General features: G+C 67.5%; 26 protein-coding genes. 14 read left to right on the forward strand and 12 right to left on the reverse strand.

The annotated features are described in order from the left end of the window. Positions 1-41: 41 nt before the first annotated feature. Positions 42-2081 carry a TonB-dependent siderophore receptor gene (locus Q8K49_RS01345; protein WP_305303626.1) on the reverse strand — a complete coding sequence of 680 codons (2040 nt, stop codon included), beginning with the start codon at positions 2079-2081 and terminating at the stop codon, positions 42-44. A gap of 171 nt (positions 2082-2252) precedes the next feature. On the opposite strand from Q8K49_RS01345, the gene Q8K49_RS01350 reads away from it, so the two are divergent. After that, complete coding sequence (locus Q8K49_RS01350) at positions 2253-3209, forward strand: TraB/GumN family protein (RefSeq protein ID WP_305303627.1); 957 nt, start codon at positions 2253-2255, stop codon at positions 3207-3209. A 111-nt stretch (positions 3210-3320) separates the two neighbouring features. Here the strand turns inward: Q8K49_RS01350 and tldD are convergent, their stop codons facing one another. From tldD to Q8K49_RS01370, 4 genes are all read right to left on the reverse strand, one after another. Beyond that, entirely contained in the window at positions 3321-4751 is a 1431-nt protein-coding gene (gene tldD, locus Q8K49_RS01355) for a metalloprotease TldD (protein WP_305303628.1), read from the reverse strand. 90 nt (positions 4752-4841) lie between these two features. Then, positions 4842-5723, reverse strand: a complete 882-nt coding sequence (locus Q8K49_RS01360) for a GIN domain-containing protein (RefSeq protein ID WP_305303629.1) — start codon at positions 5721-5723, stop codon at positions 4842-4844. Positions 5724-5736: 13 nt separating this feature from the next. Next, positions 5737-6321, reverse strand: a complete 585-nt coding sequence (locus Q8K49_RS01365; RefSeq protein WP_305303630.1) for a DUF1700 domain-containing protein — start codon at positions 6319-6321, stop codon at positions 5737-5739. Then, entirely contained in the window at positions 6318-6701 is a 384-nt protein-coding gene (locus Q8K49_RS01370; protein ID WP_305303631.1) for a PadR family transcriptional regulator, read from the reverse strand. The genes Q8K49_RS01365 and Q8K49_RS01370 overlap by 4 nt, the downstream gene beginning before the upstream one ends. A gap of 255 nt (positions 6702-6956) precedes the next feature. Here Q8K49_RS01370 and coxB point away from each other — a divergent pair, with 255 nt between their 5' ends. From coxB to Q8K49_RS01425, 11 genes are all read left to right on the forward strand, one after another. Then, positions 6957-7937, forward strand: a complete 981-nt coding sequence (gene coxB, locus Q8K49_RS01375) for a cytochrome c oxidase subunit II (RefSeq protein ID WP_305303632.1) — start codon at positions 6957-6959, stop codon at positions 7935-7937. A gap of 23 nt (positions 7938-7960) precedes the next feature. After that, positions 7961-9631 (forward strand): cytochrome c oxidase subunit I, encoded by a 1671-nt coding sequence (gene ctaD / locus Q8K49_RS01380; RefSeq protein ID WP_305303633.1) that lies wholly within the window; start codon positions 7961-7963, stop codon positions 9629-9631. A 167-nt stretch (positions 9632-9798) separates the two neighbouring features. Further along, entirely contained in the window at positions 9799-10767 is a 969-nt protein-coding gene (gene cyoE, locus Q8K49_RS01385) for a heme o synthase (RefSeq protein ID WP_305303634.1), read from the forward strand. 5 nt (positions 10768-10772) lie between these two features. Further along, complete coding sequence (locus Q8K49_RS01390; protein ID WP_305303635.1) at positions 10773-10952, forward strand: hypothetical protein; 180 nt, start codon at positions 10773-10775, stop codon at positions 10950-10952. Beyond that, on the forward strand, positions 10949-11521 hold the full coding sequence (locus Q8K49_RS01395) for a cytochrome c oxidase assembly protein (RefSeq protein ID WP_305303636.1): 573 nt from the start codon (positions 10949-10951) through the stop codon (positions 11519-11521). Before Q8K49_RS01390 ends, Q8K49_RS01395 begins: the two co-directional genes overlap by 4 nt. Before the next feature lie 51 nt (positions 11522-11572). Then, positions 11573-12481, forward strand: a complete 909-nt coding sequence (locus Q8K49_RS01400; RefSeq protein ID WP_305303637.1) for a cytochrome c oxidase subunit 3 — start codon at positions 11573-11575, stop codon at positions 12479-12481. Then, complete coding sequence (locus Q8K49_RS01405; RefSeq protein WP_370867713.1) at positions 12478-12981, forward strand: DUF983 domain-containing protein; 504 nt, start codon at positions 12478-12480, stop codon at positions 12979-12981. Before Q8K49_RS01400 ends, Q8K49_RS01405 begins: the two co-directional genes overlap by 4 nt. Beyond that, entirely contained in the window at positions 12982-13722 is a 741-nt protein-coding gene (locus Q8K49_RS01410) for an SURF1 family protein (RefSeq protein ID WP_305303638.1), read from the forward strand. It abuts the gene before it with no gap. A gap of 50 nt (positions 13723-13772) precedes the next feature. Beyond that, positions 13773-14984, forward strand: a complete 1212-nt coding sequence (locus tag Q8K49_RS01415) for a pitrilysin family protein (RefSeq protein WP_305303639.1) — start codon at positions 13773-13775, stop codon at positions 14982-14984. Positions 14985-15144: 160 nt separating this feature from the next. Continuing rightward, a complete protein-coding gene (locus Q8K49_RS01420; protein WP_305303640.1) occupies positions 15145-15735 on the forward strand; it encodes a GNAT family N-acetyltransferase in 591 nt (196 codons plus the stop codon). Between the two features lie 30 nt (positions 15736-15765). After that, positions 15766-17433, forward strand: a complete 1668-nt coding sequence (locus tag Q8K49_RS01425; protein WP_305303641.1) for a bifunctional diguanylate cyclase/phosphodiesterase — start codon at positions 15766-15768, stop codon at positions 17431-17433. Positions 17434-17489: 56 nt separating this feature from the next. Here the strand turns inward: Q8K49_RS01425 and Q8K49_RS01430 are convergent, their stop codons facing one another. Both Q8K49_RS01430 and Q8K49_RS01435 read right to left on the reverse strand, forming a co-directional pair. After that, positions 17490-18293: a DUF2262 domain-containing protein gene (locus Q8K49_RS01430; protein ID WP_305303642.1), complete on the reverse strand. Its 804-nt coding sequence runs from the start codon at positions 18291-18293 to the stop codon at positions 17490-17492. 92 nt (positions 18294-18385) lie between these two features. Then, positions 18386-18955 carry a YqgE/AlgH family protein gene (locus tag Q8K49_RS01435; RefSeq protein ID WP_305303643.1) on the reverse strand — a complete coding sequence of 190 codons (570 nt, stop codon included), beginning with the start codon at positions 18953-18955 and terminating at the stop codon, positions 18386-18388. 127 nt (positions 18956-19082) lie between these two features. Here Q8K49_RS01435 and Q8K49_RS01440 point away from each other — a divergent pair, with 127 nt between their 5' ends. Further along, the gene (locus Q8K49_RS01440; RefSeq protein ID WP_305303644.1) at positions 19083-19568 is read left to right on the forward strand and encodes a peroxiredoxin; all 486 of its coding nucleotides are present in this window, start codon (positions 19083-19085) and stop codon (positions 19566-19568) included. Positions 19569-19709: 141 nt separating this feature from the next. Then, entirely contained in the window at positions 19710-20171 is a 462-nt protein-coding gene (locus Q8K49_RS01445; protein WP_305303645.1) for a very short patch repair endonuclease, read from the forward strand. Here the strand turns inward: Q8K49_RS01445 and Q8K49_RS01450 are convergent. The 5 genes from Q8K49_RS01450 to Q8K49_RS01470 form a co-directional block, all read right to left on the reverse strand. Next, entirely contained in the window at positions 20114-22135 is a 2022-nt protein-coding gene (locus tag Q8K49_RS01450; RefSeq protein WP_305303646.1) for an ATP-binding protein, read from the reverse strand. The genes Q8K49_RS01445 and Q8K49_RS01450 overlap by 58 nt on opposite strands. A gap of 65 nt (positions 22136-22200) precedes the next feature. Continuing rightward, positions 22201-23238 carry a quinone-dependent dihydroorotate dehydrogenase gene (locus Q8K49_RS01455; protein ID WP_305303647.1) on the reverse strand — a complete coding sequence of 346 codons (1038 nt, stop codon included), beginning with the start codon at positions 23236-23238 and terminating at the stop codon, positions 22201-22203. After that, a complete protein-coding gene (locus Q8K49_RS01460) occupies positions 23229-23585 on the reverse strand; it encodes a DUF952 domain-containing protein (RefSeq protein WP_305303648.1) in 357 nt (118 codons plus the stop codon). Before Q8K49_RS01460 ends, Q8K49_RS01455 begins: the two co-directional genes overlap by 10 nt. Further along, positions 23582-24127 carry a histidine phosphatase family protein gene (locus Q8K49_RS01465; RefSeq protein ID WP_305303649.1) on the reverse strand — a complete coding sequence of 182 codons (546 nt, stop codon included), beginning with the start codon at positions 24125-24127 and terminating at the stop codon, positions 23582-23584. The genes Q8K49_RS01460 and Q8K49_RS01465 overlap by 4 nt, the downstream gene beginning before the upstream one ends. Continuing rightward, positions 24096-24869, reverse strand: coding sequence for a class I SAM-dependent methyltransferase (locus tag Q8K49_RS01470; protein ID WP_305303650.1), 774 nt, complete (start codon positions 24867-24869; stop codon positions 24096-24098). The genes Q8K49_RS01465 and Q8K49_RS01470 overlap by 32 nt, the downstream gene beginning before the upstream one ends. Positions 24870-24909 lie beyond the last annotated feature (40 nt).

The following is a 24909-nucleotide window of genomic DNA, read 5'->3' on the forward strand; positions in this document are numbered from 1 at the left end:
TTAAATCGCCGACAGGCTTGGGGCGGCGGGGTGGCCCATCGTCAGAACGTCTTCCTGATCCGGATCTGCCAGAAGGTGCGTGGATCCGTGGAGCGCAGTTCGGTGAAGGCGACGGGGCGGGCGGCCGACCGGTCGGCGAAGACGGTGCGCTCGGCCTGGAAGTCGTTCCAGACGTTGACCTGAGCACGGATGGCCAAGGTCGGCGTCGGCTTGTACTCGATGTTGGCCTCGAAATAGTCGCTGCCGGTGAAGCCCGAGACCTGGTCCGGGTCGAAGCGGAATTGGCGCAGGCTCTCGAGGTATGTCACCGCCCAGTTGATCTTCCAGGTGGTGATGTCCTGGGAGATGGTGAAGGCGGGTTGTGAAGGCCGGATGCCGGAGATGGGCCGTTCCTCGCCCGAGGTCGGATCGGTCACGGTCGTGTCGTTCCAGGTGTTCCTGAACTGGAACTGGCCCCCCGAGAAGCCGGTCCAATCGAGCGGAACAAGCACATTGACGGCCAGCTGGTCCAGCGTCCCGTCGCCGATGTTGCCCACCGCCGACAGACCTTGCGGCAAGGGCAGGCGGTCGATGACGCCAATGATCTCGTCATGGCGGTAGCCGATGGAGACGATGCCGTCGCCGAGGAACCGCCGCTCATAAGTGAGTTCCGAAATCCAGCGCTCCTCGGGCTCGAGGTCAACATTGCCGCCGAACAGCTGTTCGTCTTCCAGATCCGCGCCCGCCGCGAAGTCGCCGAAGTCCAGCTGGCCCACGTCGCGTTCAAAGCGAAAACGGACCTGATTTTGGGGACGGGGCGTCCAGGTCAGCTGCAGCCGCGGCTTGGCGTAGTAAAAGCTCTTCTCCTGATCGGCATCGCCGGACTGGGTGATGGTCGAGGCCTCGAGCCGCAGCCCGCCCTCGACGCTCAGGTTGGGACGCATGCGCCATGTCGCCTTGCTGAACAGCTCCCCCCGCGTCTCCTCGACCATAATCTGATCGGACGGCAGGGGAATGCCGACGCCGCCGACCGTGAGCGCCTGGTCGATTTCGAGCATATTGTAGGCGAGCTCGCCGCCGGCCTCCAGCGTAAGGGACGGTGATCGTTCCCAGCGAATCAACGAACGCAGGATCGTCTCGGACGCATTGCCCTCCGAGGCGAAGCGCTGCTCGGGGCTTGCGACGCCATTTGCCGTTGTCCGGGAGGTCGAGGCGTTCTCGAAATCGTTCCATTCGCGGATGAAGCGGGTCTCGGACGTCAGGCCTTCGCTAATCGACCGGGTGAAGACGGCGCCGACTTCGCCGCTCGTGCCTTCTTCGGCGAAACGGTTGTCGCGCAGGATGCCCGGTCCGTCCTGGAGGCTGTACTGGCTGTAGTCGTTGACACCCAGGCGGGCCGTGAGGTCGATCTTGCCGCCCATGAAGGCGTTGGCGAAATTGACCCGCACGCCCTGGCCTCCGCCGGTCTGGTCGCTGTAGTAGCCCTCGTCGCGCAGGATGGCGCCGTTGGCGTCGCGGCGGATGACCCTGCCGACGCCGTTGGAATCGTCGATGGCCACGCCGTCTGCCAGGGTGAAGCCCCAGACCCGGTCGCCGTTGCGGCGGGTGAACTGGTACTGGCCGAAGCCGCGATCGGCGCCGCCTTCGAAGAAGGCCATATTAGCCGTCAGGATCTGTTCCGTGCTGGCCTGGCTGCGGGTGATGACGTTCACGACTACTGCATAGCCCTGCATGTCGATGCCCGGGGCTCCGCCACGGATGAGTTCGATGCGCTCGACCTGGGGCGCCAAGGTCCGCGAAAGGACCGAGGAGCCGGTGTCGTTCTTGGAGGCCGGTCGCGACCCATTGATCAGGATGTTGCCGACTGCACCCTCGAAGCCGCGCGAGCCGTCGCCGTCCTGAACCGAGAAACCGGGCACCCGGCTGACCATGTCCAGGGCGGTATTCGGGCGCTGGTCGGCGAAGAAGTCGGGGGTGAAGACCAGCACGCCCTGCTGTGAGGTTTCCGCCTGGGGCGCCGGGGCGCGCGCGGGAGTCTGGGCGGCGGCCGTGCCCGCAGTCAGCAGAAAGGCCGTCGTCGCCAGCAGGATGGTCTTGGTCATTGCAGGATTCCCCTCGTCGTGTGACGAAGGTGTGGCGTCCTGTCGTTCCGCTCTCCAGTTACAAGACAGACAGGTGGATTAATTCGAAGTTATCATTACGGCGCTGTCACGTTTGTGTTCTGAAATGGGCGTGGCGTTACTCGGTCTTGTTCAATCGAAGCAGGTATAGTTGTGAGAATATTCGCAGTCGTCGCTGCAGCACTGGTTCTGATGGCCGGAGCCGGGTTCCCGGGCATGACCTATGGCCAGACTCCCGGGTCCCAGGTGTCGCAACTGGACGATGTCGTGGTGCTGGCCCGTCGCTCCGGCGCCCCGATGTGGACCGTGACCCGGGGCGACAGCACGCTGATCCTGGTCGGGGCCATCACCCGTATTCCACGCGACCTGTCGTGGCGGCCCGACGACCTCGAGGCGGCGGCGGCCCGCTCGAACCAGATCCTGTTCCCGCAGGAGGGCCGGCTCTCGGGCGCCGATCTGTTCCGCGCCATCTGGCGTGCCCGGACCATCGGTCTGCTGCCCGAGGGCCGGACGTCCGCCGACTATCTGACGCCGGAATACCAAGCGCGGCTGGAGGCCGTGATGGCGGACGAGCGTAGTCAGAACTGGCGGCGCACCAGCCTGCTGTTTGTCGGGATCGACCTGATGCAGGACAAGGCCGGTTATACGCGGGGCCGAAGTGGGGATGACGCGACGGATGTGATCCGGCGCGCAGCCCGCCGGGCCCGGGTGGAGATGCGGCCGGTCGGCACGGTCCGCGGCGACGAGCTGATCGACAGCCTGATCACCGCCCCCCAAACGGCCCACGTTCCCTGTGTCGAGGCCGCCATCGCTGCGGCCGAACAAGGCCCTGACGCCGCCCGCGAGCGGGCCGAGGACTGGCGCGCCCTGCGGGTCGCAGACGTCGTCGCCTCGCCCATCGATCGGGCGCTGAACCAGTGCTGGCCTTGGGGCGACCCTGAGATTGCACCGCAGCTGCGGCAACAATGGGCGGCGGCGATCGAAACGGCGATGATTTCCCCGGGTGTGACCATGGGCGTCGCCCCGATCCGCCTGCTGGCGGACGAAGGCGGGGTGCTGGACGGGCTCGAGGCGCGTGGCTTCGACGTCGTCGGGCCGGAGTGGAAATAGGGGTTAAGCAGTAGGCGACGGGCAGCAGGGGACGGGCAGCAGGGGACGGGGGTCTCGAGTCTGAGCCCGCGACGGGCGCGGCCTTCGCCCTACTGCCTGTTGCCTACTCCCTCAGACCGCCGTCCCCCCCACCGTCAACCCGGCAATCTTCAACGAGGGCTGGCCGATGCCGACCGGGACGCCCTGACCGCCCTTGCCGCAGACGCCGACGCCGGGGTCGAAGGCGAAGTCGTCGCCGATCATCTGCACATGCTGCAGGGCCGTGGCCCCGTCGCCGATCAGGGTCGCGCCGCGCACCGGCGCGGTGATCTTCCCGTCTTCGATGAGGTAGGCCTCTGTGCACTGAAAGACGAATTTGCCGTTGGTGATATCGACCTGCCCGCCGCCGAAATTGGCGGCGTAGAGGCCGCGCTTCGTCGAGGCGATCATGTCGGCCTGCGAGTCCTTGCCGCCCTCCATGAAAGTGTTGGTCATGCGCGGCATCGGCATATGGGCGAAGGACTGGCGCCGACCGTTGCCCGTGGCCCGGGCGCCCAGCTGACGCGCCGACAGGCGGTCGTGCATCAGCCCAACCATGATCCCGTCCTCGATCAGGACGGTGCGCGAGGTCGGCGTGCCTTCGTCATCGACCGACAGCGAGCCGCGGCGGCCGGCGATTGAGCCGTCGTCGACGACGGTGACGCCCGGCGCCGCCACCCGCTTGCCCATCATGCCGGTGAAGACCGAACTGCCCTTGCGGTGGAAGTCGCCCTCGAACCCATGGCCGATGGCCTCGTGCAGCAGCACGCCCGGCCAGCCTGCGCCGAGCACGACGTCCATCTCGCCGGCGGGGCAGTCAACGGCCTCGAGATTCACCAGCGCCTGACGCAGGGCCTCGTCGACTTGCCATTGCCAGCGATCGGGCGCGATCCAGGTCTCGAACCCGGCCCGGCCGCCGGCGCCGGACGAGGCGCTCTCGCGCTTGCCGTCCTTCTCGACCGTGACCGAGACGTTCAGCCGGACCAGGGGGCGGATGTCGGTGACGCGCCGACCGTCGCCGCGCAGGATCTCGATATGGCGCCGCTCGCCGACCATGGAGGCGGAGACCTGGACCACGCGCGGATCGCGGGCCCGCGCCCAGGCGTCGATCTCGGCCAACAGGGCGATCTTGTCGGAAAAGGCGGGGGAGGCCAGTGGATCGATGGCCTCGTAAAGCTGCTGGTTGGTGGCGCGTGGCGCCTCGGCGATGACTCCCGCATGGCCGGATCGGGCCAGACCCGCGCTGTCCGCCGCGCGGCGGATGGCGGGACCGCTGATCTCATTGGCGTGGGCGTAGCCGGCGGTCTCGCCGGCCACCACCCGCAGGCCGAAGCCCTCGGAAGCGTCATAGGCGGCGGACTTCAACCGGCCGTCGTCGAAGACCAGCGATTCGAGTTCTGACCGTTCCAGGAACAGTTCGCCGTCGTCCGCCCCGGTCAGGGCCTCCTGCAGGATGGACAGGGCCTCATCAGAGCCGACGTCGGCGGAATCGAGAATCGCGGGGAGGGAAACGGGGACGGTCATGGAGCCTAAGTAGGGGCTGACCGTCCCCGCGTCACCTGCGGCCTGCCTTCCGTTCGCAGGACGGCAAGCCTGGATACGACGCCAGCAGAACTAGGGCGTGGGGACCGTCCGGGTTGTCTTTACGGACACGCCGGGCAGTTCAGCGATCTCTCGGGTCGTGGTGGTGGTGGTCTGCACCGTTACCCGCGGCTCATCGCTGCTCACACCGTCACTCCGGACGCTTTCGATACTGACATCGCCCGAACCCGAAATGTTCTGGGTCACCGTCGCGGGCCGTGTCGTTACGTCCACGTCACCGGAGCCCGAGATGGAGATGTCCGCCTTTCCCGTCGGCCCCACGCTGAGGTCGCCTGACCCGGATGTATCGACGCTGGCGTCGACCATCCGAAGCCCCGACAGGTCAGAATCGCCTGACCCCGTCGTGTTGATCGCCGCCGTCTGCGTCGTACCGGTGGCGGTAACATCGCCCGATCCCGAAACGGTCAGATCGAACGTCGGCTGGTTGTAATTCCGGATCGTCAGGTCGGCCGAGCTTTCGAGGTCGAATGCCTTTACCGCCGGGGCGGTGATCACCACGCTTAGTCTGTCATGATGGCCCCAGCCGAAGACGACATGGTTGGCGGGGTCGTCGTCCCGGTTCCAGGTGAGACGACCCTCGAGCAGGTTGACCTGATCGACCATCGACTTCTTGCCCGTGACCACGACCGAGGGCGTGTCGCCCTGGATATAGGTCACGTCGCCCGGGATCTCGATCTGCAGACGATCACCGCCGGTCCAGGTCAGGTTGCGGGTAACCGACGGACCGTCGTCGCCGCGCCGGAAGCGGACGGTGCGATCCTTGCCATCCTCGCGGAAGGTCCAGGTCCAGCCGTGGCGGTTCAGTTCATGGCCTCCGATGGCGGCGGCGCCGGACAGGGTAGCGACGCAGAGCACGAGGCTGGCGCCGGTGATGATGAGAAGCGTGCGGATCATGTCGGTTCCTCCCTCAGAACTTGGCGTCGGCCGGGGTCTGATCCCCCAGCGCCGGCTTCAGCAGGCGGTAATGCAGGCGCGCGTACCAGACGGTGGCGTTGACCAGCAGGATGGTGACGATGGCGGTCAGGGCGCCCAGAGCAGTCGCCCCGGCCATCAGGCCGATGCCCGCTAGAATCGCCGTTGCGACGCCGCCGGGAAAGCCCGCGAACGGACCGGCGATCATCGTCGCCCCTCCGCCGATGAACAGGCCAATGGCGGCCATGAAGAAGCCGAACAGGACGCCGACGACGCTCATGAAGATGGGCAGCAGGATCAGCAGGTCGATCGCGCCCAGGCCGAGGACTGCGAACACCGCCCCGGCGGCGGCCGACGGGTTCTTCTCCTGATGCCAGCGCTGGGCGCCGGCTTCGGCCCTCAGTTCGCGGGCCAGGCGGTCGGGGTCGCCCAGGGCGGTCGCGACCTCGGCTTCCGAGCGGCCGGCGGCGGCGCCGTCCTCGAAATGGGTCTCATAGTCCGAGGCGATGTCGGCAGCGGCGGATGTCGGCATGCCGACCAGTCCGCGGCGCAACCGGCCCATGAATTCGGCGCGGGTCATTGTTCAGCTCCCCTTTCGGCAGTGACATCTGTGGTCCGGGCGGGCGTCGCGGATTGCGCCGGCTCCTCCAGAACCGATTCGACCGCGCGGGCGAAGGCGCGCCACTCGGTCGTCTGGGCGTCAAGCGCCCGTCGGCCGGCGTCGGTCAGGCGATAGTATTTGCGCGACGGCCCGGAAGGCGATTCGACCAAATAGGTCTCTACCTGTCCGTCGGACTGCATCCGCCGCATCAGCGGGTAGATGGTGCCCTCGCCCATGTCGATCGCGTCCGACAAGGTCGAGGCGATTTCATACGCATAGTTGTCGTGCCGGTTCAGCAGGGCCAGGACGCAAAGCGTCAACACCCCCTTCTTCAGCTGTATCTCGATTGTTTCAGGCACCGTAGGCCCTCCTTGTGATGACCAAGACGTATCGCAAGGTAGCTGGTTACGCAAGGTAGCTGTCATAACATGACGGAGAATTAATCCGGGGACGCGACGCCCTGCGTCGTTCAATCCACCGGCAATCGCTTGGCAAGCGCAGGAGGGGGCGATATGGACCGCGCGAAGTACCGCTGCGGACCGCCGAGTCCCGGCGATTGTTTGCGATTCACTCGCAAGCGTTTGCGGCGAAACGGTTTAATGAGGATATCTCGCATGGGGATGGGCACGCGGGCCCGGGCGATCATCGGCGGTGGCATCACCGCCCTGAGCCTGGCCGTTTTCTCCGCCACGCCGTCGTGGGCCACCGAGCTGGTGGGTCAGCCGACGCCGGGCGGTCTGGGTCTTCAGCCGGCCGCCTCGCCGCTGAAGGTCGAGGCGCATTTCTTCCACGACGCCATCCTGATGCCGATCATCACCTTCATCACCCTGCTGGTGCTGGGCCTGATCATCTGGATCTGCATCCGCTACAACAAGAAGGCCAACCCGGTTCCGGCCAAGTGGAGCCACAACACGATGATCGAGATCGTGTGGACCGTCCTGCCGGTGCTGATCCTGGTCGGCATTTCCTTGTTCTCGTTCCGGCTGCTGTTCGCCTATCACGACATGCCGACGCCGGACCTGACGGTGAAGGCCACGGGCAACCAGTGGAACTGGTCCTATGAGTATCCGGACCAGGGCATCGCCGAATACGTCTCCAGCATGATACCGGAAGACGAAATCGCGGCGCGGGGCATGCCGCACAGCCTGTATCGCCTGGCCGCCGATGAGCCGATCGTGGTGCCGGTCGGCAAGACGGTGCGGGTGCTGGTCACCGCGACCGACGTGATCCACGCCTTCGCCCTGCCCGCCTTCGGCCTGAAGACCGACGCCGTGCCGGGCCGGATCAACGAGACCTGGTTCCGCGCGGACCGCACGGGCGTCTTCTACGGCCAGTGCTCCGAGCTGTGCGGCGTCGACCACGCGTTCATGCCGATCCAGATCAATGTCGTCACCGAGGCTGAGTTCGCCGCCTGGGTCGCCTCCAAGGGCGGCTCGATGACGCCCCGCACGGCGGAACAGGCGCCCGGCGGCACCACCGCCCAGGTCGCCGCCGGCGCTACCGGCGCCCCGACCGCCTCCGACACAGCCGTCATCGCCCCTGCTCAACCCGCAGCGCCCGCCACGGCTTCCGCCGTCGCCCCGGCCGCTCAGTAACGAACCGCGAGAGCCCCATAGACATGGCCACCGCAGCCGAAAACCTCGCCCACGACCACGACGGGCATCATGACCACAAGCCGGGTTTCTTCACCCGCTGGTTCCTGTCCACCAATCACAAGGACATCGGCACCCTGTACCTGCTGTTCGCCATCATGGCGGGCCTGGTCGGCGGCGCCCTGTCGGGTCTGATCCGCTGGGAACTGGCCGAACCGGGCATCCAGATCTTCCGTGAGGGCTCGTCGGTCCATTTGCTGGGCCTGATCCAGCAGTCGAACCACGGGTACAACGTCGTGGTCACCGGCCACGCCCTGATCATGATCTTCTTCATGGTCATGCCGGCCATGATCGGCGGCTTCGGCAACTGGTTCGTGCCGATCATGATCGGCGCGCCCGACATGGCCTTCCCGCGCATGAACAACGTCTCTTTCTGGCTGCTGGTGGCCGCCTGGGTGCTGTTGATCCTGTCCATGTTCGTGCCCGGCGAACCCGGCGGCGGCCTCGGATTCGGCGGCGGCTGGACCATCTATCCGCCCCTGTCGACCAAGGGGCATCCCGGGCCGGCCATGGACCTGGCTATCTTCTCGCTACACATCGCGGGCGCCAGCTCGATCCTCGGCGCCATCAACTTCATCACCACCATTTTCAACATGCGCGCGCCGGGGATGACTATCCACCGCATGCCGCTGTTCGCCTGGTCGGTGCTGGTCACGGCCTTCCTGCTGCTGCTGTCGCTGCCGGTCCTGGCCGGCGCCATCACCATGCTGCTGGCCGACCGCAACTTCGGCACCAGCTTCTTCGATCCCGCCGGCGGCGGCGACCCGGTGATGTTCCAGCACCTGTTCTGGTTCTTCGGCCACCCCGAGGTCTACATCCTGATCCTGCCGGGCTTCGGTATCATCAGCCACATCGTCTCGACCTTCTCGAAGAAGCCGATCTTCGGCTATCTCGCGATGGCCTACGCCATGGTCGCCATCGGCTTCGTGGGCTTTATCGTCTGGGCCCACCACATGTACACGGTGGGCATGGGCGTGAACCTGCGCGCCTACTTCATCGCCGCGACCATGATCATCGCCGTGCCGACGGGCGTGAAGATCTTCAGCTGGATCGCCACCATGTGGGGCGGGTCGATCAGCTTCAAGACGCCCATGCTCTGGGCGATCGGCTTCATCTTCCTGTTCACCCTCGGCGGCGTGACCGGCGTGGTCCTGTCCAATGCGGGCATCGACTACAGCCTGCACGACACCTACTATGTCGTGGCCCACTTCCACTACGTGCTGTCGCTCGGCGCCGTCTTCGCCATCTTCGCGGGCTTCTACTACTGGTTCGAGAAGATGTTCGGCGTGAAGTACAATGAGTTCCTCGGCTGCACGCATTTCTGGCTGATGTTCGTGGGCGTCAACCTGGTGTTCTTCCCGCAGCATTTCCTCGGCCTGCAGGGCATGCCGCGCCGGATCGTCGACTATCCAGACGCCTTCACTCTGTGGAACCACGTCTCGTCGATCGGCTATGTGATCACCGCCGTCGGCGTGCTGGTCTTCCTGGTCATGCTGGCCGAGGCCGCCATCCGCCGTCGTCCGGGCGTCGACAATCCGTGGGGCGAAGGCGCCACGACCCTGGAGTGGACCCTGTCCTCACCGCCGCCCCACCACCAGTTCAACGAGTTGCCGGTGGTCAAGGGCGACGACCACTAGGCCTACCCGGTTCCCGTCATCCTCGGGCTTGTCCCGAGGACCCATGGCGGACCGGCAGGATAGAATGAGAAGGGGCTCAGACGTCAGTGCGTCTGGGTCCTCGTCCATTGCGACGGACGAAGGGGTCCTCGGGACAGGCCCGAGGATGACGGAGTAGAAGGTCGCGGATGCCTGCCGACGCCACGCCAGCAGCGATCTCCACCGCCCAGCCGGAAGACTTCTTCCAGTTGCTGAAGCCGCGCGTCATGTCGGTGGTCATCTTCACCGCCGTGGTCGGCCTGGTCGTCGCTGGCGGCGATCTCGACTGGCTCTCGGCGGCGATCGCCATCCTCTGCATCGCCGTCGGCGCCGGCGCGGCGGGCGCGCTGAACATGGCGCTGGAGGGCAAGACCGACGCCCTGATGCGGCGCACCCGCGGGCGGCCCGTGGCGGCCGGACGGGTCAACAAGAACGACGCCATGACCTTCGGCGTCATCCTGTCGATCTTCTCGGTCATGCTGCTGGGCATGACGACCAACTGGCTGGCCGGCGGCCTGCTGTTGATGACCATCCTCTACTACGCCGTCTTCTACACCCTGCTGCTGAAGCGCCGGACGCCCCAGAATATCGTCATCGGCGGCGCCGCAGGCGCCTTTCCGCCGGTGATCGGCTGGGCGGCGGCGACCGGTCAGGCCCCGTGGCAGGCTTGGCTGCTGTTCGCCATCATCTTCCTGTGGACCCCGCCGCACAGCTGGGCCCTGGCCCTGTATTCGGCCGGCGACTACGCCCGCGCAGGCATTCCCATGATGCCGGTGGCGCGCGGCGCGAAGAGCACACGGCTGCAGATCCTGATCTACAGCCTTGTGTTCGTTCCGGTGGCCGTCGCTCCGGGCCTGCTGGGCCTCGGCGGGTACCTGTATCTGGCGGTGTCGGCGATCGGCGGCCTGGGCTTCCTGTTTCTCGCTGCCCGCCTTTCGCGCAGCCGCGCCGGCGATCAACCGGACAAGGCCGAGGCTGTGGGACGAGAGGCCGCATTGTATGATGTCCGCGCCGAGGCCAAACCGGCGCGCAACCTGTTCGCCTTCTCCATCCTGTACCTGATGGCCCTGTTCGCGGCCCTGCTGGTCGAGAGCCTGACCGCCCTTCCCGGATTGTAACGACCATGCGCCGCCTGACCCCCGAAGAAATGTCCGCCCGCAACAAGCGCAACCTCGCCATCGCCGGCGCCCTGGTGGCCTTCATCGTGCTGGTGTTCACCGTCACCGTGCTGAACCTCAAGCGCAACATCGAGGCCCGGACCGACGCCATCGCGGCCGGCCAGCCGGTCGACTACGCCCGATGAAGAAGCCCACCGCCAACGCCGTCGCGGCCATCGCCTGCGCGGTCGGCGTGATGTTCATGACGGGCGCGGCCTTCGCCGCCGTGCCACTGTATCGCATGTTCTGCCAGGTCACCGGCTTCGACGGCACGGTCCGCAAGGCCGACAAGGCGCCGGACGTGCAGCTGGATCAGTCGGTGCTGATCCGCTTCGACACCAATGTGCGCGGCCTGCCCATGACCTTCCGCGCCGAACAGGTCACCCAACGGGTGCGGATCGGCGAGACCGGCATCGCCTTCTTCGACGTGACCAACACCTCCGACGCGCCCATCCATGCGACGGCGTCCTACAATGTCGTGCCGGAACGGGCGGGGCCCTATTTCCAGAAGCTGCAGTGTTTCTGCTTCGAGGGGCAGACCATCCAGCCCGGCCAGACCGTGAAATTCCCGGTCCAGTATTTTGTGGCGCCCGAAATGGCGACCGATCGCGAGGCCCGCGGGGTCGAGGAAATCACCCTCAGCTACACCTTCTATCCGACCAGGGGCTTCGATCAGGCCGCAATCGCGACCTCGCCTACTGGCGCGGCCGGATAGCCGACGCTATAGCCTGCCTCACACGACTCTCGACTGTTGCAAGAGACCCCGATGGCCGACGCCCACGCCACTCCGCATCACGACTATCACCTGGTGAACCCCAGTCCCTGGCCGCTGATCGCCTCGATCGCGGTCACGATCATGATGGTCGGGGCGGTGGTGTGGATGAAGGGCATAGTCGGACCCGATGCGGGCCCGATCGCGACCGCCCTCCTGTCCGACGGCAAGGCGGCGCTGTTCTTCGCGGGTCTGGCCGGTGTGCTGCTGTCCGCCTTCGCCTGGTGGGCGGATGTGATCAAGGAAAGCAAGGGCGGCGACCACACGCCGGTCGTCTCGATCGGCTTGCGCTATGGCATGATCATGTTCATCGCCTCCGAGGTGATGTTCTTCGCCGCCTTCTTCTGGATTTTCTTCGAGATGGCGGTCTTCAACGAGGCCCGCGCCCACATCCCGGAAGTCAGCAACTGGGCCGGCACCGCCGCCGCCTGGTCGACCTGGCCGCCCAAGGGGGTTGAGACCCTGGATGCCTGGCAGCTGCCGCTGCTGAACACCGTCATCCTGCTGCTCAGCGGTACGACGGTGACCTGGGCCCACCACGCGCTACAGGTCGGCGACCGCAAGGCGGCCAAGCTCGGCCTGCTGATCACCGTCCTGCTCGGCGTCCTGTTCACGGCCGTGCAGGTCTATGAGTACAACCACATTCTGCACGAGCACCTGTTCTTCAACGCGGAAGCGGCGAACTCGGGGCTCTACGGCTCGATCTTCTTCATGGCGACCGGCTTCCACGGCTTCCACGTCCTGCTCGGCACCATCTTCCTGCTGGTCTGCCTGCTGCGCCTGATGGCCGGCCAGATGACGCCCCAGAAGCATTTCGGCTTCGAGGCGGCGGCCTGGTACTGGCATTTCGTGGATGTGGTCTGGCTGTTCCTCTTCGCCTTCGTCTACGTCACCTTCGGGTGAATCCAGGCCCCTCGCTCACCCCGGCGAAAGCCGGGGTCCGCGCCGGTCTGCTTTGCCGCTGTCCCCATTGCGGCAAGGGTCCGCTGTTCACGGGCTTCCTCAAGGTAGTCGACCGTTGCGCCGCCTGCGGTTTTGACTTCACCCGCCTGAACACCGGCGACGGCGCTGCCATCTTCATCATGCAGATAGCCGGCGGGATCGTGGTGTTCGGCGCCCTGTTCGTGCAGGTCGCGTACAATCCGCCGATCTGGGCCATGCTTCTCGCCGCCCTGCCGCTGGTCGCCGGCCTGTCGCTGGGTCTGATGCGGCCCGGCAAGGGCGTGATGATCGCCCTGCAGATGCGTTCCTCCCCCGCAGGGGGTGGAGGAAGGGTCGGCGAAGCCGATCCGACGACGGGACCGCGAAGCGGTGGAGGGGGCCAACCCCTCGTACCGACGCCGGCGGTCGGCCCCCTCCGCCATCCTTCGGATGGTCCCCCTCCCCTGAAAGGGGAGGAATAGATGCGCGCCCGTTTCCCCTGGGGCCTGACGATCGTCTGCGCCACTACCCTCGTCCTGCTGTGCGGCCTCGGTGTCTGGCAGGTCCAGCGGATGCAGTGGAAGAACGGACTGATCGCCCAGGCCGAGGCGGCTGCGGCGCTGCCGCCGGCCCCGTTGGTCGATGTGCTGGTTCTGCATGAGCCGGTTTTTCGCAAAGTCCTGATCGACTGCCCCGGTCTGGCCACCGCGCCCTATGTCGAACTCCAGACCATCCATGAAGGGCAGGCGGGCGTCCGGCTGATCTCGGCCTGCCGTCCGACCGACTTTCCGGCGGAGTTCCTGATCGACCGAGGCTTTGTCGCTGAGGGTATTTCGTCGCGACCGCCGGTCGCGGCCTCGGTCGTTCCGTTCCATGTGACGGCCGAGCTGCGTGAGGTTCCGCCGCCAGGTCCGATGGCCCTGCCCGCGGATGAGGGCCGGTTCTTCGCCCGGGACACGCAAGGCATGGCGCGTGCGCTCGGCGTGGCCGATCCCGATCCGAACACCTTGTTCGCCCTGACGTCATCCAATCCGGAATGGCAGGCGCTGCAGCCGTCCGCACCGCCCGCCGCCTTCTCGAACAACCATCTTGGCTATGCGTTGACGTGGTTCGGACTCGCGCTGGCCGTCGTTGGCTTCTACATCGCCCTGCTTCGCAGAAAGCCCTCCCTCAAGCAGCCTCGCTCCACGAGCGAGGCGCTAGGGACAAAGGACACGCCCTGACCGCTACACTCCACACCCTGTCCAACGGCGTGCGCGTCGTCTGTGATCCCATGCCCGGCCTGCGCACCCTGGCCCTGACCGTCGCCGTGCGCGGCGGTGCGAAGTGGGAGACGGAGGCGACATCCGGTTGGTCCCACTGCCTCGAGCATCTCGTCTTCAAGGGCGCCGGCGACATGGGCGCACGCGAGATCGTCGAGCGGATCGAGGCCGAGGGCGGCTCTCTGAACGCCGCCACCGGCTATGAGCGCACGAGTTTCGAGGTCCGCGCCCTGCACGGCTCCCTGCCGCTGGCCATGCAGGTGGTGTCCGACCTGATCTTCCGCCCCACCCTCGACCCCGCCGAGATCGAGCGCGAGAAGGACGTGGTGGCCCAGGAGATCGCCGAGGCCTTCGACACCCCCGACGACCACGTCTTCGAAATGGCCCAGACCCGCGCCTTCGAGGGTCAGCCGCTGGGACGGCCGATCCTGGGTTCGGTGAAAAGCCTCAAACCGATCACCCGCGCCTCGATCGGCGACTGGCGCGCGCGCCTGTACTCCCCCGACCGGATGGTCGTGGCCGTCTCGGGCGCGGTCGAGGAGGTCGAGCTTCTGGTCCTGGCCGAGCGCTGGTTCGGCGCCGAGACCTCGACCCCGGCCGAGGCGCCGGCGGCGCCGCGCTTCACCGGCGGCGACGCGGCCCTGACCCGGCGGATCGAACAGGCCAATATCGTCTTCCAGCTGCCCGCGCCTTCTGCCATGGACCCGGCCTATGCGGCGACCCGGCTGATGACCGAGATCCTCGGCGGCGGCATGGCTTCGCGCCTGTTCCAGAGCGCCCGCGAGGAGCGGGGCCTCGCCTACGCCATCGACGCCTGGCACGAGTCCTATGAAGACGCCGGCCTGCTGGGCATCTACGCCGGGGCCGCCGCCGACCGCGCCGTCGAACTGGCCCGGGTGTGCGCCGCCGAGCTGAAGGCGCTGGCCGAGACCGGACCCACCGCCGCCGAACTGTCCCGCGCCAAGGCGGTGCTCAACGCCGGACTGTGGATGTCGGACGAAAGCCCCGCCGCCCGCGCCGGCCGCGCCGCGGCCCAGGTGCTGATCTTCGGCGCCCTGATCCCGTCCCAGACCATGTCGGAACGTACGCTGGCCCAGACCACGGACTCGGTGCGCATGGCCGCCGCCGCCTCGCTGGCCGCGGGTCGCTGCGCCACGGCGGTGCTGGGCCCGAAGGCGGCGGCCCCCGCGGGCGCGGCTTTCCGCGAGGCGTTGTTCGGATAGTCCTGATTGCCCTTGTCATCCCTGTGTATTGCCGCATCGGGCCGCGCCAATACACAGGATGACAAGGTCTCTGGGCAGCCTCCAACGCAAACTGCATCGGGTCTTCCGGCGACGCACCGAGACGGTTCACCCCGCGAGAACACTGCGCTAAAACAGACTCATGGCCCTGCTGGACTGGATCAATGAGGCGACCGGGCCGGTGGTGAAGGGCCGGGGCGTCACCCTGCGTCCCCCGCGCGCGTCTGACTACGAGGCTTGGGCCGCCCAGCGTCAGGCGTCCCACGCCTGGCTCCAGCCTTGGGAGCCTGTCTGGCCCGAGGATGACCTGACCCGCCCGGCCTTCAAGCGCCGCCTGTCGCTCTACGGGCGCGAGATGGAGGCGGGCCACGCCTGGCCCTTCTTCGTCTTCGCCGATTCGGATCAGTCGCTCGTGGGCGCCATCACCCTGTCCAACGTCCGCCGTGGCGTGGCCGAGACCGGGACGCTGGGCTACTGGATCGGTCAGGGTTTCGCCGGTCGCGGATATGGCGCGGCCGCCGTCCAGGCCATGGTCGCCTATGCCTTCGACGACCTGAACCTGCATCGGGTCGAAGCGGCCTGCGTGCCGGAGAACCTCGCCTCCCGCCGGGTGCTCGAAAAGACCGGTTTCCAGCTTGAGGGACAGGCGCGGGCTTATCTCAAAATTAACGGCGCATGGGCAGATCATCTGCTGTTCGGCATCGTCAATGACGCGGCTGGGCGCGGCGGCTGATTCCGGCCGTCCTGTGGGGCTCTTCAGGCGTTGAACACTCGCTCCAGAAGTCTGGCCTGGGACGCGACGACCGCCATTGAGGCGCTTGCCGCCGCGGACACCGCCCTGTGGATATGGACGCCGTCCGACGACCAGATGCGCTTCACCGGCGCGACCCGGGCCTTGGGGCTCGGTCCGCTGGCGCCGGAGTGTTCGGGCGCCGCCTTCACCGCCGTGGCCATTCCGCAGGACCGGTCGCTGGCCGAAAAGATATTGAAGCCCCAGGCGGAAGGGACCGAGGTCGCCATTCGCCTGCGCATGCGCGATTCCGAGACCTGTATCTGGCGCGGCGTCTGGCTGGAGGACGGCCTTCGCGCCGCCGGCGTGGTGGCTCTGGAGACCAAGTTCGCCGCCTCGCACCGTGACCATCTGACCGGCCTGCTGGACCGGCGCACCTTCCTGACCCGCGCCGGCGAACAACTGACCCAACCCGGCGACTATGAGCTGGTGGTCGCCGACGTGGATCGCCTGCGCCGTCTGAACGAAGCGCTGGGGCATGAGCGCACCGATCTGGTGCTGTCGGCGCTGGGATCCCGCCTGAACGCCGCCTTCGCCCATGACGCCCACGCCGCCCGCATCGGCGAGGACGAATTCGCGGTCCTCGCCCTGCGGGGCACGGGGATGGTCGCCGAACGGGTGCGCGAGGCGCTGGAACAGCCGCTGCGCGTCGCCGGCTTCGACATCTATCCGACCGTCTCGATCGGCTCGGCCCAGGCCGAGGGCGGGCCGGACGCGCCTGATCCGGCCGAAATGCTGAGGCGCGTCGAGCTGGCGGTCGAACAGGCCAAGACGGCGGGGCGCGGCGGGGTCGCCGCCTATGGCCGGGCGCTGGAAAGCGACAGCCTGTCCCGACTGGCGCTGGAGGCCGACCTGCGCAACGCCTTCGTGCGCGGGGAGATCGAGCCCTTCTACCAGCCGATCGTCAATCTGCTGACCGGGGCCGTGGCCGGGTTCGAGGCCCTCGCCCGCTGGCGTCACCCCAAGCGCGGTCTGGTCCCGCCTGACGAATTCCTCGGTCTGGCCGACGAGATGGGCCTGATGAACGACCTCGGCCTGCTGATGATGACCCAGGCCTCGCGGCAACTGGCCGAATGGCTGGTGCGGCACCCGTCGGCGGGCAAGCTGTTCTGCAGCGTCAACCTGTCGGTCGGTGAGATCGAGCGGGCCAATCTGGTCGAGGACGTGACCCGCATCATCGCCGACGCCGGCCTGCCCAAGGGCGCGCTGAAGCTGGAGGTCACCGAAGGCGACATCATGCGCGACACCTCGCGCGCCGCCGACACCCTGACCCGGCTGCGCGAGGCCGGCGCCTCGCTGGCGCTCGATGACTTCGGCACCGGCTTCTCGTCCCTGACCTGGTTGGCCAAGCTGCCGTTCGATACGCTGAAGATCGACCGCTATTTCGTTCTGACCATGGACAAGGACGAGGGCTCGGCCAAGATCGTCAAATCCGTGGTCAACCTGGGCCGTGACCTGTCGCTGGAAGTCGTCGCCGAGGGCGTCGAGAACGCCGGCCTCGCCAAACTCCTGCTTGAGGCTCAGTGCCACTACGGTCAGGGCTTCGGCTACGCCCAGGCCCTGCCGGCCCAGGAGGCCGAGGTCTATCTGAACGAATCGCTCGCCGACGGCACGGCCCCGATCAAGGCGCGGTCGGCGTAGGCTGCGGTCTCACGGACTGACGTCCGCTATGGTGGGAAGCGGCCAGCCAGCGAACTCTACCCGGCGAGACCAGCGTCCGTCAGTCCGTCCGGCAGACTACCTTCGACCGTGATGGTGTGGCCCCAGAACAGGTTGCCGTCATCGAAGTCGAGAATGAAGTCTCCGCCGGCTTCAATCGAAATTGAAGTCAGCGAGAGTCTATCCCCAAATTCAGTCGGCGATATTTGCTCCTCTTCTTCACCGAGCCACTCGTTGTTCTTCAGGACGAGAAGTCGTTCAGTGGCGAAGTTGATTGCGTTCATGGTCCATCGCTGCTGATCACCCCAAAGCGCGTGCGCGACCGCGAGGTCGTCCAGTTGATCGATCGACAACGCGCAGTCTTTGCCCAGCCACTTGGCTTCGCCGACCCAACCCAAAAGAACATCGGAGGTGAGGATTCCCAAGTGTGGATCGTGGAATGTGGGCGGCGTCTTTTGAAGTTCGATTGCCTCGGCAAAAGCCTTGTCGGGATCAACAAGCTTAACGGGCCCGGCAACAACGCCGAACGCTCCTTCGTCGGTACGAGCCAACCTTGCCTTGGCTGCTATGACCGATCCGGGGGGAAAGGCTCTGAGCGAGCCAAACGGCGGACTGTCGCCTATACTCTCCTGAACCAGCCGAAGGTTTCCTGCCTCAAGAGGCCCCTCTCCGACCCGCCAAACGTAAAAGGTAACAACCTCCTCAGCTGGCCTGTCGCGCATTCGCACGAGGGCCGCGCCGTATGGAGGAACAATACCTGTCACCTCGACGGCGAGCTGCCTCTGGGCACGATCGCGGCGAGCGCGATCCTGCTTCTTTTGTTTGTCAAACCAGTCGAGCATGGCCGAACGAAAGCCTCCGAAAGAGGTGTCGGCGTATCATGCCCATTAAACACCGGCCAGTTCGGCTCAGGGCCGAAACCGTCCTCCGCCTGCTACGCCCGCCCGCTCTGCCCTGACAGTTGCGCCGGATCGACCCCCAGCCCGGCCAGTGCCTTGGCCCATTTGCCGTCGTAGTCGGGATCGAAGATCAACTCCGGGTCGGCGTCGGCGGTCAGCCAGACATTCTCGCCCAGTTCATCCTCCAGCTGGCCTTCGCCCCAGCCGGCGTAGCCCAGCAGCAGCACCGACCGGTGGGGGCCGGACGCCGGGTCGATCATGGCCAGCAAGGCCTCGCGCGTGCCGGTCATGGCCAGGCCCTCGGCGAAGGCCACCGAGGCGTCATCGACCAACCAGTCGTCGGTGTGCAGCACAAAGCCGCGTTCCCGCTCCACCGGCCCGCCGATCAGCACTTGCCGCCCGGCGGCGTCATCCGGAGCGGTGGTTTCCAGTCGGGTCAGCACCTTCTTCAGGGTCACCCCCGGCGCGGGCCGGTCCAGCCGCAGACCCATGGCGTGGTCCGGCCGGTGGGCGCAGATCAGGATCACGGCGTGTTCGAACCGGCTGTCGCTGATGCCCGGCATGGCCACCAGCAGCCGCCCGACCAGGGATTGGAAATCGTCCATGATTCTATCATCGGCACGCGGGGCGGCGGGCGCAAGGCGGCGGATGGAGATGACGCGGTTGGCGTCGGGCGCCGCAACGCCTATCTGGTCGGGGACATTGCGTCCTCACACACTCCCGGAGCCTGCCATGACCGTCCAGATCGGCGACCGCATCCCCTCGGCCAACCTGACCCGCGCCACCGACGACGGCCCCAAACCCGTCACCACCGACGAGATCTTCGCCGGCAAGACCGTGGCCATCTTCGCCGTTCCCGGCGCTTTCACTCCGACCTGTTCGGCGCGCCACCTGCCCGGCTTCAAGGACCACCGCGAGGAGATGTCGGCCAAGGGTATCGACACCATCGCCTGCGTCTCGGTCAATGACGCCTTCGTCATGGGCGCCTGGGCGGACAGCCAGGGCATCGGCAAGGACGAGATCCTGATGCTGGGCGACGGCAACGGCGACTTCACCCGCCAGCTGGGCCTGTCGATGGACGCCAAGGGCTTCGGCATGGGCGAGCGGTCGCAGCGCTATTCCATGATCGTCAAGGACGGCGTGGTCAGCCAGCTGAACATCGAACAGCCGGGCGAGTTCCGGGTGTCCTCGGCCGAGCATTTGCTGGCTCAGCTCTGAGATGAGTTCCTCCCCCATCGGGGGAGGGGGACCACCCGAAGCCGAAGGCGAAGGGTGGTGGAGCGCCAGCGGCGGCTTCACGGCCCCTCTGTCAAGGCGCGGAGCCGCGCCGCGCCACCTCCCCCGTTGGGGCAGGACCTGATGAGCGACGTCTTCACGCCCGAAAAGCGCAGTGCGGTGATGCGCGCTGTGAAGGGCCGCGAAACCGCGCCGGAGCTGGCCGTGCGCCGCATTCTGCGTGCGGCGGGCATCGGCTATCGGCTGGGCGGCCGCGGCCTGCCGGGGCGGCCTGATCTGGTGATGCCCGGGCGGCGGGTGGCGGTCTTCGTCCACGGCTGCTTCTGGCACGGCCACGATTGCGCCCGCGGCGCGCGCCAGCCCAAGGCCAACGCCGACTACTGGTCCGCCAAGATCGGACGCAATCGCGCCCGCGACGTCGCGGTGTGTTCGGCGCTGCAATCGGCCGGCTGGCGGGTGGTCACGGTTTGGGAGTGCGGCATGAGAACCGCCGGTTTCGCCGGGGCCTTGGTCGCCGAAGTCCGCGCTCAGGCCGCGACGGTTTCCGGCTCCGGGACCTCGTCCTCCGGGACCTCGTCCGCCTGAACCATGGTCATCACATGGGTGATGGCGCCCAGCAGCATCGGCGGCGTGATCGGTTTGGGCACGAAATAGGTCATGCCGGCGTCGGTACAGGCGGCGATGTCCTCGGCCGCCGTGTCGGCCGTGACGGCGATGATCGGCACGCCGACGTTGGGACCATTTCCAGCCCTTATGCGGCGGGTGGTCTCGCGGCCGTCCAGTTCGGGCATCCGCACATCCATGAAGATCAGGTCGAACGCCGTGTTCTCGCAGATCTTCAGCGCGGCCATACCGTCGGCGGCGGTGGCGATGTCGCAGCCCAGCGGCTGCAGGATCAGCTGGATGGCGCGGCGGTTGATGTCGTGGTCGTCCACTACGAGCACCCGCATCGGTCGGCCCTCGTCCTCGTCGCCTTCATCCATCACGGGGTCTGGCTGGGCCTCGACCGCAACGGCGATGCCGACCGGCTCGGACGCTGGGACCAGGATGTGGGGGGCCGGCGCTGCGACGGGCCGGAGAACCGGGGTCAGCGATTGCGCAGCGGGGGCCGGCGTGGAGGGGCTGGTCAGGCGGCCGGACAGGGCGCGCGCGACGGCGTCGCGGCTTTCCTGATCCAGCATCTGCGGCGCGGCCTCCACAGCCTCGCCCTGAAGCAAGGACAGGGCGAGGGTGAAGCTGGCGCCGGCGCCGGGGCTTGTGCGGACGGTGACCCGTCCGCCCATCAGTTCCGTCAGCTGACGGCTGATGGCGAGACCCAGACCAGTGCCGCCATGCAGGGCGCTGACCCCCGACCTGGTCTGGTCGAAAGGTGTGAACAGGCGAGCGACCTGATCGGGGGTCATGCCGGGTCCGGTGTCCTCCACCGCGATCAGCACCGCATGGCCGCCCGGCTCCTCGCTCCAGGCGTTGAGACGAAGGGTGATCGACCCCGTCTCGGTGAATTTCATCGCATTGGAGATCAGGTTGTTAAGCACCTGACGGACCCGCATCGGATCGCCCCGGACGTTGGCCGGGATCGACGCCGCGCCCTCGACCCGCAGCTTCAGACCCTTGGCGCGGGCCGGGCCGCGCCAAAGTCGCGTGGTCTGGTTTAACAGGTCACGCAGATTGAAATCGACCTGATCGACCGTCATGTGACCGGCGTCCAGCTTGGCGTGGTCCAGCAGGTCGTCGAGCATGGCCTTCATCATGAAGCCCGCGTCGGTGATCAGTTGGGCCTGCGACCGGGCGCTGGAGTCAGTTGCGCCCCGTTCCAGCTCCGCCGCGCCGGTCAGGATGGCGCTGATGGGGGTGCGCAGATCGTGGCCAATGGCGGCCAGGAAGGCGCTGCGGCCCGCCATGATGCGCTCGGCGTCCATCCGCTTCTGGTCGGCCTCGATCCGGGCGGCGCCTTCTGACAGGCGCGCCTCGTTCATGCGCTGCCAGGTCGACAGACAGTAGGTGATGAAGACGCCGACGGCGATGGCCGCCGCCGTGACGAAGCCCGGCGTGGCGCCGTGGAGGGCCATGAACACCGGTGTCGCCGCCAGATAGACGAACTGGACCGAGGCGGTCATCAGCATGACCGAGGTCGACCGGGGCGCATTGATCACCGAATAGATGGCGCCCGCCGACAGCAGCATGGCCGCGCAGATCCCGCCCATCGGTCCGCCGATCAGCCACAGCGGCACCGACAGACTGCCGAAATACCCTGCATTCAGGGTCAATACGACCCAGCCGGCGACCCCGCGCGCGCCGCGCAGCTGCTCGGCCTTGCCACCGATGATCGGGGCGAAGACCCACAGGTCCAGCAGCTGGACGACGAAATAGCCGACGACCCAGGCAAAGCTCAAAGACCAACCCAGAAGCGGGCTGAAGATCAGGGCGCTGGCCGAGGCCATGCCAAGCCGCTGCAGCAACGCCTTGCGCCGCTGACGGATCGCGGCGGCCCAGTCGCCGGGATCGGCGACGGACGCGTCAGCAGGCATGTCGGCTGTGGCGTTCCCCATGCGGCCCCTCGGCGTGAGCGAATTCGCCCGTCCCGCGACCATGACCGGCTTGCCCTAACGCTCCGTCAACGAGCGGCGGAAACTGCCTCCGAGACTGTGGAAAACCCGTCGGCGCGCAGGCGCCCGGCGAGGTCCCGCTTGATCCCTCCGATCAGGGCCGGACCTTGATAGATCAGGGCGGAATACAGTTGGACGGCGGACGCCCCGGCCCGGATGCGGGCATAGGCCTCGGCCCCGCTGTCGATTCCGCCTGCGGCGATCAGCGGCAGGCGGCCGCCTCCAGCCTCGGCGGCGGCGCGCAGGGCGGCTCCGGCCCGTGCCTTTAGCGGCGCGCCCGATAGACCACCGGCCTCGTTTCGGTCGCGTGACCGCAGGCTGTCGGGCCGATCGAGGGTGGTGTTGGACACGATCAGGGCGTCGATGCCGTGGTCGAGGCTGGCCTCGACGATCAGGGCGATCTCGGCCGGGGTCAGGTCGGGCGCGATCTTCAGGAAGACGGGCGTCGGATCGTCCCCGCGCGCTTCGGCCAGCCGACCCAGCAGGTCGTCCAGCGCCGCCCGCCCCTGCAAGGCGCGCAGGCCCGGCGTGTTGGGCGAGGACACGTTCACGGTAAGATAGTCGGCCAGGCCCTTCAGCCGGATCAGCCCGGCGACATAGTCCGCCGCCTTGTCGTCGGTGTCCTTGTTGGCTCCCAGATTCGCGCCGACGACGGCGTTGCGGGGCCGGTCGGCCAGCCGGGCGGCGAAGGCTTCCAGACCCGCATTGTTGAACCCCATCCGGTTGATGATGGCCCGGTCCTCGCTCAGGCGGAACAGGCGCGGTTTCGGATTGCCCGGTTGGGCCAGCGGCGTAACCGAGCCGCATTCCAGGAAGCCGAAGCCCAGCCGCGACAGGCCATGCAGAGCCTCGCCGTTCTTGTCCAGACCGGCGGCCAGCCCGAGCGGATTGGGCAGGTCCAGTCCCGCCACGGTGGTCGCCAGAATGGGATCGTCCGTCCGCGCGGGCGGCAGGGGCGCCAACTGCAAGGCCCGGATCGCGAGGCCATGGGCGGTTTCCGGATCAAGCACGCGCAGCAGGGCGGCGCCGATGTCGGTCACGGCCATCCAACGGTCCCGTCTTCAAATCGCATGACGCCTTCAGCATCGACCGACAGCCCGCGCTGAGGGGCATCCGCCGTGGCGGGCAGGGGAGCGAACAGGTGCGGAAACTGGTCGCCCCCGCGCGACGCTTCCCACTTCAGCGCCTCGCCCAGCGGAGCCAGGGCGACCTCGACCAGAACCAGATCGGTCCGCCCCGCATAGTGCCGCCGCGCCGTCTCGGCCAACTGGGCCGCCGTGGACATGTGGATATAGCCGTCCGCCAGATCGACCGCCGACCCCGCATAGGCGCCGTCGGCCAGCGCCGCTGTCCACTCGACCCGGTCCACCAACTTGTAGGCGACCGCGCTCATTCGCCGCCCAGATCGCGCGGCTGGATGAAGCCCTCGAAGGTGCAGCGCCCGGCCACATCCACGGTGAAGATCGCCGCCGCACCGGGCGGAAAGCCGCCGCTCATCCGGTCCAGAATGGCGGGGGAGGCTGCACTCTCGACCAGATATTCCACCGCCAGCAGATGGACCCCCGGATTGTGGGCCACCACCATCAGACAGCCGGCTTCCTCCTCTCCCGCTTCCACGAACCGGCGCAGGGTTTCGGAGCCGCCGTTGTACAGCGGCTCGTCCTCGCGCACCTCCACGTCGCCAAAGGCGTCATGCAGCAGATCCCAGGTCTGGCGCGTGCGGGCGGCGGGCGAGACCAACGCCAGATCGGGGCGCATGCCCCGCCCGGCCAGGGCCCGGCCCATCGCGGCGGCGTCCCCCCGGCCACGCGCCGACAGCACGCGGTCGCGGTCCCGACCGGAACCGGCCGCCCGCTCCGCCTCGGCGTGACGCATAAGGATCAGTCGCTGCATGCGCAGGGCTTTAAGGGCGTTTGCCGCTTCCCGCCAGATCATGACCGGTCTGATCGCGCGATGATCGTGAGGCCGGCTGCGGCTGCATGGCGGGCGTCAGCACGGGCGCTGTCGCCACCGCCCCGCCCGGTCGGATACGGGCGTAGGCCTGCCGTGTCGCCTCCAGCAGGATGACCCCCGCCGCGCCCGGCATGACCCGCTTGCCGATCTGTTCGAAACCGTCGGCCAGCGGCAACAGCGGGCCCCAGGGCGGCACATACAGGGTCTGGGACCAGGCCGTGGGCTCGAGGCCCGCGCCGCGGACAAGCCGTTCAAGCTGGCGGCGGGTGAAGGGCCGTCCGTGGCCGAAGGGCGTGGCCTCGGCCCGCGCCCACATCCCGCCCCGCGCCGCCGCGACCAGGATGATCCGCCCGGCCGGAGACAGGGCGCGCACCGCCTCATTCATCAGTCCCTGGGCGTCGTCCGCCTCTTCCAGGGCGTGGATCAGCAGGATTCGGTCGAAGGAACCTGCGGCGAACGGCAGGCGGCGGTCATCGACCAGCAGGCTGCGGTTCTTTCCGACCGAGGGCCATGGTTCGACGCCTTGACCGCCCGGCATGGCCGCGACCACGCGTCGGGCTCCGACGAAGGCCTCCAGCCACGGCGTGGCGTAGCCAATGCCGAGGACGTCGCTGTTGGCCGCTTCGCCCCAGGCGTCCTCCAGCCGTCGCGCCAACAACCGACGCGCCAAGGCGCCGGTGGGCTCGCCGTAGAAGGTCCGGAGTTCCTCGATACTGCGCCGCATGCCACCACCATAGGCCACGCCGGGAGCGGCTGCTAGAATG

It is taken from the genome of Brevundimonas sp., assembly GCF_030682035.1.
Classification (GTDB): Bacteria; Pseudomonadota; Alphaproteobacteria; order Caulobacterales; family Caulobacteraceae; genus Brevundimonas.